At 71.2% G+C, this 17,667-nt stretch carries 19 protein-coding genes and 1 riboswitch; of the genes, 8 read left to right on the top strand and 11 right to left on the bottom strand.

Annotated features, from left to right (window positions below):
* Positions 1-485 precede the first annotated feature (485 nt).
* Complete coding sequence (locus tag C4K88_RS13985; protein WP_241521946.1) at positions 486-704, top strand: hypothetical protein; 219 nt, start codon at positions 486-488, stop codon at positions 702-704.
* A gap of 22 nt (positions 705-726) precedes the next feature.
* Here C4K88_RS13985 and C4K88_RS13980 read toward each other — a convergent pair whose 3' ends face one another.
* Positions 727-1,398, bottom strand: coding sequence for a peroxiredoxin-like family protein (locus tag C4K88_RS13980; protein WP_104122216.1), 672 nt, complete (start codon positions 1,396-1,398; stop codon positions 727-729).
* A gap of 295 nt (positions 1,399-1,693) precedes the next feature.
* A riboswitch (cyclic di-GMP riboswitch) is annotated at positions 1,694-1,768 on the top strand.
* A 17-nt stretch (positions 1,769-1,785) separates the two neighbouring features.
* Between C4K88_RS13980 and C4K88_RS13975 the strand changes: the two genes are divergently transcribed.
* Positions 1,786-3,012, top strand: coding sequence for a glycoside hydrolase family 26 protein (locus C4K88_RS13975; protein ID WP_241521941.1), 1,227 nt, complete (start codon positions 1,786-1,788; stop codon positions 3,010-3,012).
* 72 nt (positions 3,013-3,084) lie between these two features.
* On the opposite strand, the gene C4K88_RS13970 is transcribed toward C4K88_RS13975, so the two are convergent.
* A complete protein-coding gene (locus C4K88_RS13970; RefSeq protein WP_104122215.1) occupies positions 3,085-3,885 on the bottom strand; it encodes a DNA-formamidopyrimidine glycosylase family protein in 801 nt (266 codons plus the stop codon).
* Between the two features lie 163 nt (positions 3,886-4,048).
* On the opposite strand from C4K88_RS13970, the gene C4K88_RS13965 reads away from it, so the two are divergent.
* On the top strand, positions 4,049-4,426 hold the full coding sequence (locus C4K88_RS13965; RefSeq protein ID WP_146065698.1) for a YtxH domain-containing protein: 378 nt from the start codon (positions 4,049-4,051) through the stop codon (positions 4,424-4,426).
* Positions 4,427-4,495: 69 nt separating this feature from the next.
* Here the strand turns inward: C4K88_RS13965 and C4K88_RS13960 are convergent, their stop codons facing one another.
* From C4K88_RS13960 to C4K88_RS13940, 6 genes are all read right to left on the bottom strand, one after another.
* The gene (locus tag C4K88_RS13960) at positions 4,496-5,470 is read right to left on the bottom strand and encodes an NAD(P)/FAD-dependent oxidoreductase (RefSeq protein WP_104122213.1); all 975 of its coding nucleotides are present in this window, start codon (positions 5,468-5,470) and stop codon (positions 4,496-4,498) included.
* A 56-nt stretch (positions 5,471-5,526) separates the two neighbouring features.
* Positions 5,527-7,695 (bottom strand): 4-alpha-glucanotransferase, encoded by a 2,169-nt coding sequence (gene malQ, locus C4K88_RS13955; RefSeq protein WP_104122212.1) that lies wholly within the window; start codon positions 7,693-7,695, stop codon positions 5,527-5,529.
* Between the two features lie 67 nt (positions 7,696-7,762).
* A complete protein-coding gene (locus C4K88_RS13950) occupies positions 7,763-8,236 on the bottom strand; it encodes a MarR family winged helix-turn-helix transcriptional regulator (RefSeq protein ID WP_104122211.1) in 474 nt (157 codons plus the stop codon).
* 62 nt (positions 8,237-8,298) lie between these two features.
* A complete protein-coding gene (locus tag C4K88_RS13945; RefSeq protein ID WP_104122210.1) occupies positions 8,299-9,297 on the bottom strand; it encodes an MBL fold metallo-hydrolase in 999 nt (332 codons plus the stop codon).
* A 131-nt stretch (positions 9,298-9,428) separates the two neighbouring features.
* Positions 9,429-9,533: an MFS transporter small subunit gene (locus tag C4K88_RS18250; RefSeq protein ID WP_434994787.1), complete on the bottom strand. Its 105-nt coding sequence runs from the start codon at positions 9,531-9,533 to the stop codon at positions 9,429-9,431.
* A gap of 1 nt (position 9,534) precedes the next feature.
* A complete protein-coding gene (locus C4K88_RS13940) occupies positions 9,535-10,923 on the bottom strand; it encodes an OFA family MFS transporter (RefSeq protein WP_104122209.1) in 1,389 nt (462 codons plus the stop codon).
* A gap of 181 nt (positions 10,924-11,104) precedes the next feature.
* On the opposite strand from C4K88_RS13940, the gene C4K88_RS13935 reads away from it, so the two are divergent.
* Positions 11,105-12,433: an APC family permease gene (locus C4K88_RS13935; protein ID WP_104122208.1), complete on the top strand. Its 1,329-nt coding sequence runs from the start codon at positions 11,105-11,107 to the stop codon at positions 12,431-12,433.
* Between the two features lie 96 nt (positions 12,434-12,529).
* Here the strand turns inward: C4K88_RS13935 and C4K88_RS13930 are convergent, their stop codons facing one another.
* Positions 12,530-13,072 carry an acyl-CoA thioesterase gene (locus C4K88_RS13930; RefSeq protein WP_104122263.1) on the bottom strand — a complete coding sequence of 181 codons (543 nt, stop codon included), beginning with the start codon at positions 13,070-13,072 and terminating at the stop codon, positions 12,530-12,532.
* Positions 13,073-13,134: 62 nt separating this feature from the next.
* Here C4K88_RS13930 and C4K88_RS13925 point away from each other — a divergent pair, with 62 nt between their 5' ends.
* The 3 genes from C4K88_RS13925 (at position 13,135) to C4K88_RS13915 (ending at position 15,500) form a co-directional block, all read left to right on the top strand.
* A complete protein-coding gene (locus C4K88_RS13925) occupies positions 13,135-13,872 on the top strand; it encodes a maleylpyruvate isomerase family mycothiol-dependent enzyme (protein WP_104122207.1) in 738 nt (245 codons plus the stop codon).
* Positions 13,873-13,937: 65 nt separating this feature from the next.
* Positions 13,938-14,939: an NADP-dependent oxidoreductase gene (locus tag C4K88_RS13920; protein WP_104122206.1), complete on the top strand. Its 1,002-nt coding sequence runs from the start codon at positions 13,938-13,940 to the stop codon at positions 14,937-14,939.
* A gap of 108 nt (positions 14,940-15,047) precedes the next feature.
* Entirely contained in the window at positions 15,048-15,500 is a 453-nt protein-coding gene (locus C4K88_RS13915; RefSeq protein ID WP_104122205.1) for an SRPBCC family protein, read from the top strand.
* A 37-nt stretch (positions 15,501-15,537) separates the two neighbouring features.
* Here the strand turns inward: C4K88_RS13915 and C4K88_RS13910 are convergent, their stop codons facing one another.
* Positions 15,538-16,170, bottom strand: coding sequence for a GNAT family N-acetyltransferase (locus tag C4K88_RS13910; protein ID WP_104122204.1), 633 nt, complete (start codon positions 16,168-16,170; stop codon positions 15,538-15,540).
* 244 nt (positions 16,171-16,414) lie between these two features.
* On the opposite strand from C4K88_RS13910, the gene C4K88_RS13905 reads away from it, so the two are divergent.
* Positions 16,415-16,666: a hypothetical protein gene (locus C4K88_RS13905; protein ID WP_146065697.1), complete on the top strand. Its 252-nt coding sequence runs from the start codon at positions 16,415-16,417 to the stop codon at positions 16,664-16,666.
* 71 nt (positions 16,667-16,737) lie between these two features.
* On the opposite strand, the gene C4K88_RS13900 is transcribed toward C4K88_RS13905, so the two are convergent.
* Positions 16,738-17,655: an alpha/beta hydrolase gene (locus C4K88_RS13900; protein ID WP_104122202.1), complete on the bottom strand. Its 918-nt coding sequence runs from the start codon at positions 17,653-17,655 to the stop codon at positions 16,738-16,740.
* Positions 17,656-17,667 lie beyond the last annotated feature (12 nt).

Genomic DNA, 17,667 nt, shown 5'->3' with positions numbered 1-17,667 from the left:
TCCACGGCCGCGTGGACGAACCCGGCGACGATCGCGTCGGAGTCCGGTTCCCGCTGCAGCGACCGCGCGAGCTCCGCGAGTTCCGTGGCGAGATCGCGCTCACGTTCGCTGCCGCCGTGATGGGAGGACGGCATGCCCCTGTTCACTCTGAGCTGCTCGCTCATCATTTCCACCTTCTTGCAGTGGGACACGATCAGTACCGGCGGCGTTGCACCCAACCTTACTGGGCGTCGTCGACCCCCGGGTAGACATCGGGCGGGCGGATACCCGGGCGGGAGGGGACCACGGAACGCACATCCTGCTCTCCGTACCCCTGTGCACGCAGGAGGATGGGCTGGTGGAGGCCCGGATGTAGGGGGCCGTTGAGGTAATGTCGGTCTCGCCTCTAGAAGCGGGGCCCTTGGATCTGTGGCACGTGAATGAGGTACTTCGTGAGTGATAGCAGCAGGTTGGACCCCGAAAAGGTCTTCCCGGAGGATCTGACGTTGATCGATCGGGATGACCTCGACATCCTGAACAGCAGGAACCACCGCTCACGGGATGTGCAGTACATCCGTGACGGTGAGGTGGATGCGGAGACCGAGGGTCAGTACCACGAGCTCCGCGAGGAGCTCGACCGCCGCCAGCTGGCCCGCGACAGCCAGGCCCCCGCCGACGGCGCGGGCGATGTCGTCGAGGACGACGCCGAGGTGAAGGAAGCCTGAGCCGGTCGGCGCGGGTGTCGGATCAGAGTGCCACGAGAGCGCCGATGATGTCGCCGGTCTCCGTGCGGTGCGTATAGTCCACCTGCACGTCGATGAAGCGGATGATGCCCGTCGCGTCCGCGACGATCACCGTGGGGTACGGAATCGTCGGGGTCCGGTCCATGGTGGACCCTGCGACGTCCACCCCGAGGGCGATGCGCGCCAGCGTCGACTCGGGGCTGGGCGACGTCGTGATCCCCAGCCGCGAGGCGAGGGCGTTGCCTGCGTCCGAGTAGAGCGACAGGTACACCCCCTTCTCGTGCGCCATCCTCCGCACGACGTCGGGGTCCTGTGGGCTGATGGCGATGAGTCGCGTCCCGAAGGTCTCCGCGATGGGACTCAGTTCCCGCTGATAGGTCTGCAGGGCGATGCCGCAGTAGGGGCACCACGCCCCGCGGTAGAAGACGATGATCGCTGCCGCCGCCCCGAGGACCTCCCGCAGGGGTACCGGCCGCCGGTCGTTGTCATAGAGCAGGACGTCGGGAAGCTTGTCCCCCACGCGGGCGATCCCGTCCGGGAGTCCTGCACGACGGAGTTCCTCCTGCTCCATCGCGAAGACCTCCGCGAGCGCCGGACCGATGTGCGCATCGAATGCCGGATTGAACTCGTCCACCTGCGCCGCGATCGTGTCCGTGAACTTCTGCTTCTGCTTCATCCAGTCCCCTCAGCACGCCTCACCACGGGAGCCTCCAGCCCGTCGCACCATCCATTGTGGTCCACCCCACACGATTTCCCAAGGGCACGGGCGCATACCGCCGGGGCCACCCCCTTGGAGAGGCGTCCCACGCACCCTGCCACGGCGGTGCGGACCGGCCCGCGGAGCCCTGCGGAAGACCTGCCGGAATCCTTCGCCGTCGTTCGGGGATACCCGGCCCCCACCGCGCAGTGTCGGCGGCACAATGGGGTGGGTCCCGCCGCACCGTGGGACCGACCACACCCGGGCGACCGCCCGGCGACAAGGGCAAACCCGGCGCGAGCCGGGGACGCAAAGCCACGGGACCCTCGCGGTCGGCCGGGCCACCGAACCAGCGAGGTGCCGATCATGCTTCCCGTTCCCCGTCCCGCAGCCTCCGCGATCCGGGCGGCCTCCGTGCGCCTCGTCGTCGTCCTCGTGGCGCTGTCCGTCCTGATGCTCGGCACGACGCCGGCACCCGCTCAGGCCGCGGCAACGATCACCGTCAGCGCCGCTGCCGGAGCGCCCGGCACCGCCGTCACGGTGACCGGGGCGGGCTTCCCGAAGAAGAGCAGGGGGAGCGTCGTGGCCGGGACCGCGACCGCGTCCCTGACGACGTCGTCGACGGGCACCTTCAGGGTGTCGATCGTCCCGGCGGGTACCGGCACGATGGACATCACGGCGACGTCCGGCACCACCACCGCGAGGACCGGTTACACCGTCCTCGACCCGACCCCCGGCCCGAAGGGAATCCGCTTCGGCGTCGGCACCGGCGGCGGGCCCGCGGCCGGCGGTGAACTCGACGACGTCGCCGCCCTCGCGGGCGAGGCTCCGTCGATCGTGCTGTCCTACAAGGACTTCAACCAGCCCCCTCCCATCGCCGAGCTCGACGCCGTGCGGGCCCGCGGCGCGGAGACGCTGCTGACCTGGGAACCGTGGACCTGGGGTGGTGGCACCGAACAGCCCGCCTACTCCCTGGACCGCATCGCGGCCGGCGAGTTCGACGCCCACCTCCGCGAGTGGGGCGCCGCCCTGGGACGCTGGGGGCAGCCCGTGTACCTGCGGTTCGCGCACGAGATGAACGGGAACTGGTACCCGTGGGCCGCGGGCGTCAACGGCAACACCGCGGGCGACTACGTCGCGGCGTACCAGCACGTGCACGACGTCGTCGCCTCGACCGGGGCGACGAACATCCGCTGGGTCTGGAATCCCAACGTGCCCTACCCGGGATCCACGCCCCTGGACCAGCTGTATCCGGGCGCGGCCTACGTCGACGTCGTCGCACTCGACGGGTACAACTGGGGCACGTCGCAGGCGTGGAGCTCGTGGCAGGGACCCGAGGCGCTGTTCGGCGACGGCATCGCGCAGCTCCGGCAGCTCGCCCCGGGTACTCCGATCATGATCGCCGAGACCGCCTCGTCCGAGCTCGGCGGGTCCAAGCCCCAGTGGATCTCCGAGCTGTTCGGGTACGTCTCCGCACAGCCCGACGTCGTCGCGCTCGTCTGGTTCCACATCGCGAAGGAGGCCGACTGGCGCATCGACAGCACCGCCGCCTCCGCCGAGGCCTTCGGGGCCGCCCTCGCCGCGCGGCGGTGACGACCCGCACGGCAGTGACGACCCACGCGGCGGTGACGACCCGCATGGCGCCGTGCCGTGCCCGGCCGGCCGTCAGCCCGGCGGGGGCTGGCAGCGCGGACACCACCAGGTGCGACGGCGGCCCGGGTCGTTCGGCACCTCGGCCCTGACACGGACGACGGTGCCGCAGCGGAGGCACGGCCTGCCCGCGCGGCCCGCCACCCAGTGCTGCTCCCCCCGGCGGGTGTTCCCCGTGGTGACCTGGTGCGCGCCCGGCTGCGTCGCCGAGAACCGCAGGCACCGGGCGCCGAGGGCCACCAGCGCCGGGACGTCGACGTCGGCCATCACCGTGTCGGGGTGGACGCCCCGCAGGAAGCAGAGCTCGTTGGCCCAGAGGTTCCCGAACCCGGCGACGTTCCGCTGATCGAGCAGCGCGGCCGCCACCCGCTCCCCCGGGCTGCGACGCAGCCGGCGCACCGCCTCGTCCGCGGACCAGTCATCGCGGAGCGGATCCGGTCCGAGGTGGCCCACGGCGTCGCCCTCCGCCCGCGTGTCCAACAGGTCTACGACGGGCAGGTCCAGCCCGTACGCCGTCGGGCCGTCATGCACCGCGAGGATCACCCGGGCATCCGGCAGGAGCTTCCGCGGCAGCGCCCTGCCGGGGGCCGTGACCGTCCAGGACCCCTGCATCAGCAGGTGCGTGTGGAGGGTCAGGCCGCCGTCGAACCGGGTCAGCAGGTGCTTGCCGTGGGTGACGTGCTCCGCGACCCGCATGCCGTCCAGCGGCGTGGTGGCGTGCGCAGCGACGCGGAGGTCGCCACGGCTCAGCGTCCGCCCGTCGAGGGACCTGCGCAGGCGGGCGGCGAGCCGGAACACGCTGTCCCCCTCGGGCATGGAGCCTCCCTGTCCTGTTGCTGCCGCCGCCAACCTAGCGCCCGGCACCGACGCTTCGTGCCGGAGGGCCCTAGCGCACGTTGCGCCCGGCGACCACTCTCGCCCCGGCCGACCGCGTGGTCTAGATTCGACAGGGAACGCAGTCCATCGAAGGGAGAGCACCATGAAGAACAAGCTTGTTTTCGCCGCAGGTATGGCCGCCGGGTACGTCCTCGGGACGCGCGCCGGCCGGGAGAGCTACGAGCAGCTCAAGACCAAGGCGCAGGAGCTGTGGGAGAACCCGAAGGTGAAGGACACGGTCGCCTCGACCACCGACACCCTCAAGAGCAAGGCCCCCGAGGTGCAGGATTCCCTGAAGGGCGCCCTGAAAAAGGGCGAGTCCGGCAAGGCGAAGGACGGCGCCGGCACCACCCCTGCGGCGACCCCGGGTACCGGTACCACGGGCCCCAGCGGTGGGGATCCCCGGCACGTCGAGGACACCCCGTTCCAGGCCCAGGACGGCGACACCCGCCCTGATCTCGGGACGGATCTCGGGAAGTAGCGGTTCTCCAGGAGGCGGGCCCCGGCACGACGTCGGGACCCGCCTCTTCCGTGATCCCTGCGGCGGCGGTCAGCCGCCGCGCACCGTTCCCTCCGCGTCCGGCAGCACCGCGCAGTCCTCCTGAACCAGGACCGCGTTGACGGCGACCGCCGTCCGGTAGGCGTCCCCGGCCGCGGTGGCGAGGTGGGCGGCCGGATCCGCGGCGTTGCCGACCGCCCAGACCCGCATCCGGGATGCCCGCCCCAGATGGTCGGTGACGATGCAGCCGTCGTCGCGCAGCTCGCACCCCAGCGAGGCGACCAGCGGGGAGCCCGCATCGGCTCCGGGCTCGCAGAAGACGGCGACGCACGGAACCCGCTCCCCGTCCGCGGACCCGTCGTCGACGCGGACGCCGAGCAGCGCCCGCGGTCGGTGGTCGGCGTCCCCGGCCAGGAGGAACTCGCGGACCGGTCCCTCCACCACCCGGACGCCCCGGGCGCGCAGCCGGCGTGCGTCCTCCTCGGGTACCGGTCCGAGACGATGCGGGAAGTAGGTCACGTCCGCCGACCACTGCCTGAGCAGCAGCGCCTGCGCCAGGGAGGCCCCGGTGGACCCGATCACGCCGAGTGCCTGGTCCCTGACCTCCCAGCCGTGGCAGTACGGACACTGCAGCAGACCGCGGCCCCATGCCTCCCGTGCGCCGGGGACCTCCGGGAGGACGTCGCGGAGGCCCGACGCGAGGATCAGGTGCCGTCCCCGCGCCGCCTCGCCGTCCGTCGTCGTCACGGTCCAGAGATCCGCGCGCTCCTCCGCGCCGTCGACCACGCCATCCAGGAAGTGCACCCCGTAGGGCTCCAGTTCGGCCCGCCCCAGGCCGACGAGGTGCTCCGGCGTGGCGCCGTCGCGGGTGGGGAACCCGTACGCGGCGTCTGCCGGTGCGTTGCGGGGCGTGCCGGCGTCGATCACGAGGACGCGCCGACGGGCACGCCCGAGCACGAGGGCCGCGCTCAGGCCGGCGATCCCACCGCCGATGACGACGGCGTCGTACGTTTCGGAGTCGTCCACCCCACTATCCGACCACGCCGCGCGGCCGCAGCTCCCCGGGGACCACCCGCTTGCGTTCAGGCGGCGGGTCCGGTCGCTCCTGGATCAGCGGGCAGGCCCAATGACGCCACGAGGGAGGCGAAGCGCCGGTTCGCGGCGAGGTCCTCGACGAGGACGGCCCTGCCGTCGGCGTCGGCGAGGGGGATGCGCCAATTGGGGTACTCGTCATTGGTGCCCGGCTGGTTCTGGGTACGGCGCTCCCCGACGGCATCGGCGAGCGCCACGCCCAGCAGGACGGACGGGGTCTGCCCGATGAACGCGTGCAGGGCCTCGACGGTCTCCGGGACGCCGGCGGCGCCGTCCGGGAGGAGATCGCGGTCCCGGAGGAGGTCCAGGAACTTCTCCTGGACGGCACGGTCCTCGGCCTGCTCCTCCTCGACGGGCCGGCTGAGCAGCCCGAGCCTCTCGCGCAGCGCCACGTGCTCGCCCGCCAGGTATCCGGCGCTCGGCGGGAGGTCGTGCACCGTGACCGTCGTCAGGCAGCCCTTGCGGTAGGCCTGCGGGGGGAGGGGGCCGTCGGCGTCCTGCTCGAACCACAGGATCGACGTGCCGAGGATGCCGCGCTCGGCCAGGTACTCCTGCACGCCGGGTTCGAAGACCCCGAGGTCCTCCCCCACCACGATCGCCCCGGCCCGCTCGGCCTCGAGGGCGAGGATGCCGATCAGGGCCCGGTGGTCGTAGTACACGTAGGCCCCGGCGCCGGGCGCCTCGCCCTGCGGGATCCACCACAGCCGGAACAGGCCGAGGATGTGGTCCACCCGGATGCCGCCGGCGTGCCGCAGGATGTTGCGGAGCATGTCGCGGAACGCCGTGTAGCCGGAGGCGGCGAGGCGGTCCGGGTGCCAGGGCGGCTGGCTCCAGTCCTGGCCGAGCTGGTTGAACATGTCCGGTGGCGCGCCGACGCTGATCCCCGCGGCGAGGACGTCCTGCAGCGCCCAGGCGTCGGCCCCGCTGGGGTGGACGCCGACGGCGAGGTCGTGCACCACGCCGATGGTCATCCCGGCGTCGGTGGCCTCCTGCTGGGCGTCCCGCAGCTGCTCGTCGAGCAGCCACTGCAGCCACGCGTGGAACTCGATCCGCCCCGCATGGCGCTCGGCGAATGCCTGGGCTGCGGCCGAGCCGGGGCGTCCGACGTCGCGCCATTCCAGGGCGTCCGGCGGATACGTCTCGGCGAGCGTCGACCACAGGGCGAAGTCGGCCAGCCCCCGGCCCTGGTGGGCCCGGTAGGCGTCGAAGTCCTGCCGGCGCGCGGCGGCGCGCTCGACGGCGAAGAGCAGTTCGAGGGCCTCCAGTTTCGCGGCGTACGACGAATTGCGGTCGAGCAGGTCGGTGGCCGTGTTCGCGGCGGCGAAGCCTGCGGCCAGCTCCTCGATCCGCGTCCGCGCCGGGGTGTCGAGGTCCGCGTACTCGGGGATGTCCTCGATGCGCAGGTACAGGGGGTGGAAGTACCGGCGGGTGGTCGGCAGGTAGGGCGAGGGTTCCACCGGCGGGACCGGCTCGGCGGCGTGCAGGGGGTTCACCAGCACGAAGTCGCCCCGGTACTGCGCGGCGGCCTGCGCGACCCGGCCGAGGTCCGCGAGGTCGCCGATGCCCCAGGAGCCGGCGGACCGGACGGAGTACAGCTGGGCCATCAGGCCCCAGCCGCGGTGGTCGGCCAGCGCCGCCGTCGTGCTCAGCCGGTCCGGCGTGACGACGAACGCGCACGTGCTCTCCTGCCCGTCCACGCGGGCGTGGAGCGTGTGCCAGCCGAGGTCCACGCCGTGCGGCAGCGTGCCGTCCCGCCGCTCGAGGTCCTGGCCGTCGACCGTCCGTGCCTCCACCGCTGCTCCGACGGTCCCGGGGTGGCGGACGCCGTCCTCGTCCACGGCCCAGAACTCGACGTCCGCGCCGGCCGGCACATGGAGGGGTACGGGGTCGGTGTCGCCCCGGCGCACGACGACGACGGCGGGCAGCACCGACCGCCAGGCGGCGGTCGCGGTGTCGGCGAGGGCCCGTGCGACGGCGTCGTCGGACGACGCGTCGACGCCGAGCGCTGCGAGGACCGCCACGAGTGTCTCCGGGCTCACCTGGGCAGGGTTGCCGTCCCATCCCTTGAAGGTGGTCCCCACACGGTGCGCCTCGGCGAGCTGCTCGAGGGGGGAAGGGGTCCGCGGGCGTGTGTCGTCGTGCTGTGTCGTCTGGGCCATGGATCCAATCTAGGCGGCCATCAGCAGGCTGTGCATCCGCTTCTTCCCCGGGCCCCGGGGTGACCGTTCACCAGGTGTCCTTCGTGTAGGTGCTGTTGAGGCGGGCGATCAGTGTGCCGAGCGCCTCCACGTCCTCCGGCCTCCAGCTGCGCATCAGGGCCGTGAAGGCCGTGCGTCGGCCGCTCTGGGCGATGGCGATCCGCCGCTGCCCGAGCGGGGTGAGGACCACGCGCTGGGAGCGGGCGTCATGCGGGTCGAGTTCGCGGTTGACGAGCCCCAGCCGTTCCAGCCCGGCGAGCTGCCGGCTCACCGACGGCTTGCCCACCCCGATGCTCAGGGCGATGTCCGTCGCCCGGAGGGATCCTTCCCGCTGCAGGAGCGTCAGGATCCCGTAGGCGGCCGGCTCCATATCGGGATGCACGTGCTTCGCGAGCGCGTGGGACGTGGTCCGTTCCCGACGCCACAGCACGCTCGTCTGCTCCTCGAGCACCGCGATGGCGTGGTCGAACGCGACGTCGTCGGCCTCCGTGACTGTCTCCATTCCCGAAGCGTATAGACGAGCGGCTCGGGCGGGGAGTGCCTTGGGGGAATAATCCGAAGATTTCAGGGCCGCGGCGGCGGCTGCGCCCTCACGAAGTCCCGGTGCATCTCCGTCTGGGAGAGCGCGGACAGCAACTGGAATCCCTGCAGGCCCTCCCAACCCGCGGTCCAGGTCAGGCGCGACGCGAGATCCCAGACGGTGGGCTCCTCCACGGCCTCGAGGACCGCCACCACCTCCCGCGCACGCCTCAGCTGATGCGCGGCGCTCTCGTCCGCCCGTTCGCCCAACCCGGTGAACCGGTGGCCGTGCCCGGGGAGCGCCTCGTAGTGCCCGTAGCGGCGCACGCGGCCGATCGATGCCACGTAGTCGGCCAGCGGGTTCGACGGCGTCGCGCCTCCGAGCCCCAGCCCGGCGAATACGGTGGGCAGCACGTGGTCGCCCGTGTAGAGGAGCCCGCGGTCGTCGTCGCGCAGGCAGATGTGGCCGGCCGTGTGGCCCGGGGTGCTCATCACGACCATCCGGAAGCCGGCGACGGGCAGGACGTCGCCGTCGGACAGGGTGCTGTCCACGGCCGGCGCGAGCCCCTCCGGCGAGCGATCCACGAACCGGGACAGCTCCTTCCGGCGCTCGTGCGGGACGCCCCACCCGTCGAGGCGCCCGGTCATGGCGTCGGGGTCGAACAGGCGGGTGCCGTGCCGCTCCAGGGTGGCACGCTCCACGCCGTGCAGGGCCAGCGGCGCACCCGAGGCCTGCCGCAGGCGGGCGGCCATGCCCACGTGGTCGGGGTGCAGGTGCGTCCCGGTGATCCCGGTGACGACGCCGTCCGGCGCGATTGCGGCGAGCGCCGCCGTCAGACGGTCCCAGTTGGCGTCGGAGTCCCACCCGGGGTCGACGACGTGCACACCGCCGTCCGTACCCCGCAGCAGGTACGTCAGGGAGTAGGCGAGATGCCCGCCCGGCATGGGCTGGGCGAGGGACCAGACGTCGTCGCGGACCTGCTCGAGCGGCGGGAGTCCCCCGGGGTCGAGGGCCCGGGTGTGCTGCGTGCTGGTGTTGTGCATCTGCCCTCCTGAGTCGTCTTCCACGGTAGACCGCCGCGGCGGGTGCCCGGACCCGTGGGGGCGTTGCCCCGGGTCTGAGCACCCGCCGCGGCGGTTCGCCCCCAGAAGGGACTCCTACGGTCCCGAACCGGTCAGCCCCCGAAGAGGGCCGCGGCGCGGGTGAGGGTCTGGACGATCCCGTAGGCGAGGGGCACTCCGACGAGTGCCCATACGGCGGTGATGCGTGCTCCGGCCATGTCAGGCCTCCTTTGCGAATTCTCTCGGTGCTTCCCGGACGGGTTCGTGGAAGCGGGCGTTCACGGGCTTGACGAGCAGGTTGGCGATGAAGCCGATGATCAGCAGCACCACCATGGTGAGCAGGGCGGGCTGGTAGGCGCCCGCGGTGAGTTCACCCGGGGTGCCCTGCGCGTCGAGGAAGGCGTTCACGATCAGGGGTCCGGCGATCCCGGCGGCGGACCACGCGGTGAGCAGGCGGCCGTGGATGGCCCCGACCTGGTAGGTGCCGAACAGGTCCCGCAGATACGCCGGCGCGGTCGCGAACCCGCCGCCGTAGAAGGAGATGATCACGAAGGCGAGCGCGACGAACAGCAGGGTCGTGGAGGATCCGGCCAGGGCGAGGACCAGGTACAGGACGGCGCCCACGCCGAGGTAGACCATGTAGATCCGCTTGCGTCCGATGAGGTCCGAGAGGGTCGACCACCCGAACCGGCCGCCCATGTTGCCGATGGACAGCAGGCCCACGAATCCGCCGGCGACGGCGACGGAGACCGCCGTCGTGCCGTCCGCGCCGCGGAAGAAGTCCTGGATCATCGGGGAGGCCTGCTCGAGGATGCCGATGCCCGCCGTGACGTTGCAGAACAGGACCACCCACACGAGCCAGAACTGGGGCGTCCTGATCGCATTCGCGGCAGAGACGTTGTCCGTGGTGATGAGGGGCTTGGACTTCAGCTGGGAGGGGTCGAAGCCCTCCGGCTTCCAGCCGTCGGCCGGCACCTTGATGGTGAACGCACCGAACATCATGTAGGCGAAGTAGACGACGGCGAGGGTCAGGAACAGCTTCCCGACGGCGTCGCCGCTGGCCACCCAGCCCTCGGCGCCCGAGTTCGGGTCGTACATGCGGAGCAGCTGCGTGGACAGGGGACTCGCGATGAGCGCACCGCCGCCGAAGCCCATGATCGCCATGCCCGTCGCGAGGCCGGGGCGGTCCGGGAACCACTTGATCAGGGTGGACACGGGCGAGATGTAGCCGATGCCCAGTCCGATGCCCCCGATGAACCCGTACCCCAGGTAGACGAGCCACAGCTGGTTCGTGAAGATGCCGAGCGCTCCCACCAGGAACCCGGAGGTCCAGAGCACGGCCGAGGTGAACATGGCCTTGCGCGGGCCGTTGCGGTCCACCCAGGTGCCGAGGAGTGCTGCCGACAGGCCGAGCATCACGATCGCGATCGAGAAGATGATGCCGATCTGCGTCAGCGTGGCGTCGAAGTGGGCTGTCAGCGCGGTCTTGTACACGCTGGTCGCGTACGCCTGGCCGATGCACAGGTGGACGGCCAGCGCGGCGGGCGGGATCAGCCAGCGGTTGAACCCTGGCCGGGCGATGGTGCGGTCGCGGTCGAGCCAACTCATGGATGGCCTCTCTGTCAGCTGGAGTGGCCTCCCCCGGCCATTGTTTGTCGAAAGCAATTATGCGGTGCGTCACACCCGCCGGCGTGCAGCCCCGCGTTCGGCGGTAGGGGTGGCGCGTCGAGCGGTTGTGTGGATGAGAAAGTACCCAGCCGGCTTAGTAGTTTCGTTTACACTGGCGCTCATGACCATCACCGAGCCGAACGCCGACACCAGACTGAAACGCGGGATCACCGGCCCGCTCCTGTACCTCTTCATCCTCGGTGACGTCCTCGGGGCCGGCGTCTACGCCCTGGTCGGGGTCATCTCGAAGGAGGTGGGCGGTGCCATCTGGATGCCGCTCATGGTCGCCCTCGCCCTCGCCCTCCTGACGGCCGGGTCCTACGCCGAGCTGGTCACCAAGTACCCGAAGGCCGGTGGGGCCGCGGTCTTCGCCGAGCGCGCCTTCAAGCGCCCGTTCATCTCGTTCCTCGTCGGCTTCTGCATGCTCGCCGCCGGCGTGACCAGTGCCGCCGGACTCGCCCAGGCGTTCGCCGGCGGGTACCTCACCACGTTCATCGATGTCCCCGCGACGCCGGCCGCGCTCGTCTTCCTCCTCCTCCTGGGCCTGCTGAACATGCGCGGCATCAAGGAATCGGTGCGGACCAATGTGGTCATGACCGTCATCGAGGTCTCGGGCCTCGTCCTCGTGATCGTCGTCGTCGGGATCTTCCTGGCGGCCGGCAACGGTGACCTCTCGCGCGTCAACGAATTCCCTCCGGGCGTGGGTCCGGCCTCCGCCGTGCTGGCGGCATCGCTCATCGCCTACTACTCCTTCGTGGGCTTCGAGGTCTCGGCCAACGTCGCCGAAGAGGTCCATGACGTCAGCCGCGTCTACCCGCGGGCCCTGTTCGGCGCGCTGCTCACAGCCGGCGTCGTCTACCTCCTGATCGGGCTGGCCTCCTCCGCCGCCCTCGCCCCCGACCAGCTCGCGGGATCGACCTCGCCGCTGCTCGACGTCGTGGCCGCCACGGGCGCGGGCATCCCCGGCTGGCTCTTCAGCCTCGTGGCGCTCATCGCGGTCGCCAACGGCGCCCTCCTGACCATGATCATGTCGAGCAGGATCACGTTCGGGATGGCCGAGCAGGGACTCTTCCCGTCGGTCTTCGACCGCGTCCTGCCCCGACGCCGCACCCCCTGGGTGGCCATCGTCGCCACGACGCTTCTCGCCATGGCGCTGACACTGACCGGCGGGCTCGAGTCCCTCTCCCAGACCGTCGTCCTGCTGCTGCTCTTCGTCTTCCTGAGCACCAACATCGCCGTCCTCGTCCTGCGAAAGGACGCCGTGGAGCACACGCACTTCCACATCCCGGTGGTCTTCCCCTACCTCGCCATCGCCTCCTGCATCCTGCTGCTCACCCAGCAGACGGGCGAGATCTGGCTCCGCACCGGCATCCTGCTCGCGATCGGCCTCGCACTGTACGGCGTGCAGCGACTGGTCCGCGGACGCACGAAAGAAGCTTCCACCCGGTAACTTCTTCCGCCTGTGCACGACCGACGGGGGCGGTCCGCCGGGCCGCCTCCCTCCGTTGTTCCCGGACGACTGTTCCCGGACGATGGAGCGGTTGCCCTACCAGGCGTGGGGCGCGGGCTTCCGGGTGCTGGGCAGTGCGTTGTTGAGGCGCCACTCGTGGATCCACTCGGGCAGCACCAGGTCCGCCGGCGGCGCGCCGAAGGCCTCGAGGATCTCCTCGTTGCTGACGGGGCCCGACGACGAGACGAGTCGCGTGGCGATGAAGGCCCGCGCGTAGATCTCGGCGTCGGCCACGGCGCGCTGCTCGAAGTAGATGGCGCGCTCGTCCAGGCCGATGATGCGTGTCTCCACGGCGTAGCGCTGGCCGAGCTGGAGCGACCGGCGGAAGCTGATGGTCTCCCCGGCGGCCACCGGGCTCCACCCCCGACGGCGCATCAGCCGCCACACCCCGCTCCGGACCATCAGGTCGAAGCGGCCGAGGTCGAAGACCGAGAAGTACATGCCGTTGTTCATGTGCATCGCGATGTCGATGTCCGTCGGCAGGACCCGGAGACTGATGCTGCCGGCACCCCAGATCTCGAGGTGCGATCGCTTGCCGGACAGGAAGAGCTGCAGCATCGTGCGGAAGATCAGGTGCATGCACATGACATTACCCGTCGGTAACATCACCGGGCCCGGACGCACCCGCCTACACTCGATAGATGGACCAGGCCTCCCCGCATGCCCTTCCGTTCGACCGGTACCGGGAGTTGCTGGACCGGGAATACCGGATCCTCGCCGACCTCGTCCCCGCCACCCTCGACCTGCCCGTACCCGCGTGTCCGGGCTGGACGGGCGAGGACCTCGCACGGCACACCGCGATCGTCTTCCTGCACAAGGCGGAGACCATCAGGACGGGCGAGCGCCCGAGCCACGGCTGGCCCCCCGTGAGCATCGGCAGCCTGCCGGCGCCGGCGCTCCTCACGCATTCCTTCACCAGCCTCACCGACCAGCTCGACCGGCACCGCCCCGAGGACCCGGCGGAGACCTTCGTGCCGTGGGACCAGACCGTCGGATTCTGGATCCGGAGGCTCACGCACGAGACCGCGATCCACCGCGTGGACCTCCAGGACGCGGCGGGAGGCGGGGCCACGCGGCTCGACCCCGACCTCACCGTCGACGGCATCGACGAGGTGCTGACCGTGATGCTCGTGCGCAGCCGGCCGGACCGCACAGCCTCCGGGGCCGTGGTCCGCCTCGAGACCGGCGGGCACTCCTGGGACGTGCGCCTGGACCCCGAGCAGGTCAGGATCACGCGCGATGCCACCGCGAACGGGCACCCGACCGTTCGGACGGACCCGGAGGGCTTGCTCCTGTGGCTCTGGGGCCGCGCAGCGCAGCCCGACCCGCCGTCGGCCGCGGTGCCGGAACTGCGCGCGCGCCTGGCCCGGGCCCTCTAAACGGAATAGATCCTCCGGATAGCGGGTTGGCATCAGCAGGAAGCACCCGAGAACGAGGAGCAGCAATGACCGTCAGTACCCAGATCCAGCTCGTCCGGCGCCCGGTCGGCACGCCGACCCCCGAGGACTTCGCCACCGTCACCGTGGACCTGCCCGCGCTCGACGACGGCGAAGTGCGCGTCCGCAACGAGTACGTGTCCGTGGACCCCTACATGCGCGGCCGCATGAACGACTCGCGCTCCTACGTCGCACCCTTCGGACTGAACGAGACCATGACCGGCGGAGCAGTGGGCCGGGTGACGGAATCGGCGTCCGCGACCCTGCCCGTGGGCACGGCGGTCCTGCACGGCTACGGCTGGCGCGACGTGGCGCAGGGCCCGGCCGCCCAGTTCTCGCCCCTGCCGGAGACGGACCTGCCGCTCTCCGTCTTCCTCGGCGCCGCCGGCATGACCGGCCTCACCGCCTACGCGGGACTCAAGCGGGTCGCCGGCCTGAAGGAGGGCGACGTCGTCTTCATCTCCGGCGCGGCGGGCGCCGTCGGCTCCATCGCCGGCCAGGTGGCGCGCAAGCTGGGCGCCTCGCGCGTGATCGGCTCGGCCGGCTCGGCCGAGAAGGTGGCCCTCCTCAAGGAGAAGTACGGCTACGACGACGCGTTCAACTACAAGGACGCCCCCGTGCGCCGGCAGCTCCGCGACCTCACCCCGGACGGGATCGACGTCTACTTCGACAACGTGGGCGGAGACCACCTCGAGGCCGCCATCGACCGCCTCAACACCGGGGGCCGCGCCGCCCTGTGCGGCGCGATCTCGCAGTACAACGACACCGAGCGGGCCCCCGGCCCGGACAACCTGGGGAACCTGGTCACGCGGTCCCTCAACCTGGAGGGCTTCATCGTGGGCCGGCACCAGGACCTGCAGGCCGAGTTCGCCGAGCGGATGACCGGCTGGCTCGCCGACGGCAGCATCGTGTTCGACGAGACCGTGGTGGACGGCATCGGGAACGCCGTCGGCGCGTTCCTGGACATGATGAACGGCGCCAACACCGGCAAGATGCTCGTCCGCGCCTGACCCGATGGTGCGCGTCGCAGCCGCCGCACGGCCGGGCTGCGGCGTGCCGCGTCACCCGCCGGATCCGACCGGGCTGGATCCGGCACACCGGGCTGGGATACTGGCGCCATGACGGTAGCGTTCACGTGCACGACGACCACCACGGTGGGCCAGGCCGACCTGTTCGACAGCTCACGCAGCATCGACGCCCATACGGGATCGATGCGCTTCTCGCGGGAGCGGGCGGTCGCAGGGGTGACGAGCGGGCTCATCGGCCTCGGCGAGTACGTGACGTGGCGTGCCTGGCACTTCGGTGTCCCCGTCCGGATGACGAGCGTCATCACGGAGTTCGACGCACCGCATCGGTTCGTGGACGAGCAGTGTAGCGGCCCGTTCCGCGACTTCCGCCACGTCCACGAGTTCTCGGAGGCCGACGGCATCACCACGATGGTCGACCGGATCCGCTTCACCGCCCCGTTCGGCGTGGTCGGGGCCGTTGCAGAGCGCGCCCTGCTCCGGCCGTACCTCCGCTACCTCATCACGGTGCGGAACCGGTTCCTGACGGCCGGATCCTCCGCCTGAGCGGAGGCCCGGCGTCCGGGCGGGCGGGGTCGGCCGCTCAGGCGTCCACCGAGACGCGCAGGGCAGCCTCGAGACGCTTGCGCTGGTCCACGGGCAGCAGTGCGCGGTACTGGGGGAACTCCCGGAGGAACTCCCGCACCCGCGGGCAGTAGGGCACGACGGCGAGGCGCCGCTGGTGGGCATTGAGGAGGACCCGGCGGATCAGCGCTGGTTCGACGTCGACGGGGTCGAACTGGGGATCGACGACCGCCTGGATCAGGACGGCGTGCGAACCCTTCATCTCGTACTTGACGTGGCCCACCATGGTGCCGTCGCTGAAGAGTTCGAAGCGCGAGAACAGGGAGTTGTCCCGGAAGCCGCTGCGCGCCTTCGTGGGTTCGCTGCGCGTCTCGGCCTGCACCTCGCGCCGTTCGATCTCCTCGATCAGCAGCTCGTACTGGAAGATGGCCTCCATCGACGGGAAGTCGCGGTCGAGGACACGGTAGGTCTGGTTGCACAGGACCCTCAGCTGCCGGTTCGACACGGTGGTGAGATCCTGGGGGAAGACGCCGTCATCCGACCGCGAGGCGGTGGCCTGGGAGACCGCAGCTGCGGCGTCCGGCCCGGACGGCTGGGACTCGGCGGGAGGCGCGGTCAGGGTACGGTGATCGGCAAATGAAGAGGATTGCATGGGGGCAGCTCCACGATGGTGGTTCAATGGCCCGCTGCTAGGCCCTGTTACGACTATACCGCGTCGGGGCCGCGAGCGACATCAAGTAGATGTCACATTCGATGTTCGCCACCACGGGCCCGCCTGGACGGGTCTTGACGGAAACTTGATGAGGCATAGGGGGTCCACCCCCTGCCGGGCGGGCTAGCGTGGCGCCAGGACAGGCAGCCCCCGTCCGGAGCACCCTGGACCCGAGGAGCCCACCTTGCAGCCCCAGACAGCCTGGACGGCCATGGCGGGATCCTCCCTGACCCTCCACGAGGTGTATCTGCACTACCTCAATTCGGGCGGTTTCTTCGACGAGTTCGAGATGGACGCCTACCTCCACGGCCTCATCCCGCTCCCCCGCGAGGAACGCAACTGCATCGCCCAGGCCGTGAACGAACTCATCGACGACCTGCTCGCGGGAGGGGGCACCGGCCGCCGGCCGCGGGCCTCGTACAGCCGTACCCCCTGATCGCCTCCGATCGCGGGAGTCCGTCCACGGCGGCGCGGACCAGCGACCGGGCGCTCCCCACAGGACAGGACCTACCCGAGGGACGCCAGGAAGTGCACCGTGGCGTCGACGATGATCTCCTGCGCCGGTTCCCGACCTGCCGTCGCGGTCCCGTCCCCGGGCTGCTCCCCGTAGTCCCCGAAGAAGGCATGGACCGCCCCCGGGACCTCGACGAAGGACGTCCCCGCCGGCAGGCGCGCCCGCGACGCCTCGACGTCGGCGCGCGTGGTCAGGCCGTCCTCCGCTCCACTGACCGAGAGGACCTCCAGGTCACTGCCGGACAGGTCCTCCAACGGGTAGGACGCCCACAGCACGAGCCCGTCGACGGCGTCGTCCTCCGGGGCGACGATGGACGCGGAGACTCCGCCGAGGGAGTGCCCGCCGACCGCCCACACCGACAGGTCCGGGTACGCCTGCATCGCGGATCGGGCCTGACCGGAGTCCAGCAGCGAGATCCCGAGCGGCTCCTTCAGGATGACGACGGTGGTGCCCTCCTGGGCCACCCTCGCCAGCAGCGGCACGTAGGCGAGCGCCTCCACACGGGCCCCGGGGTAGAAGACGAGTCCGCGGACGGAACTCGTCACCGGGATGAGCGTGATCGACGTGGCGTCCTCCCGGTAGTCCACCCCGGCGAGAGCGAAGCCCTGCGCGGCACCCGGCGTGCCGTTGCTGAACGGGAACGGTGCGAGCCAGGCGAGGGCGGCCATCGACCCGATGGCGAGCAGCGCCGCGACGGATGCGAGCACGGCACGACGACGTCCCGGGCGCGGCGGACGCCGCCGGCTGCGGGCGGTGCGCCAGGCGATCACGAGGCCCAGCACGCACGCCGCCGCAAGGAGTCCCGGCAGCAGCGGGTGGGCGCGCGCGACGGACGGGTTCGTCCCGACGAGCCAGAGGGGCGTGAGGGTCAGTGCGACCGCAGCACAGACGGCCGGGACACGATGGAGCATGGCATGCCTCCC

The organism is Arthrobacter pityocampae, from assembly GCF_002927275.1.
GTDB classification, from domain to species: domain Bacteria; phylum Actinomycetota; class Actinomycetes; order Actinomycetales; family Micrococcaceae; genus Arthrobacter_D; species Arthrobacter_D pityocampae.
The sequence above is the reverse complement of the archived record's forward strand: the minus strand, read 5'-3'. Positions and strand labels throughout refer to the sequence as shown.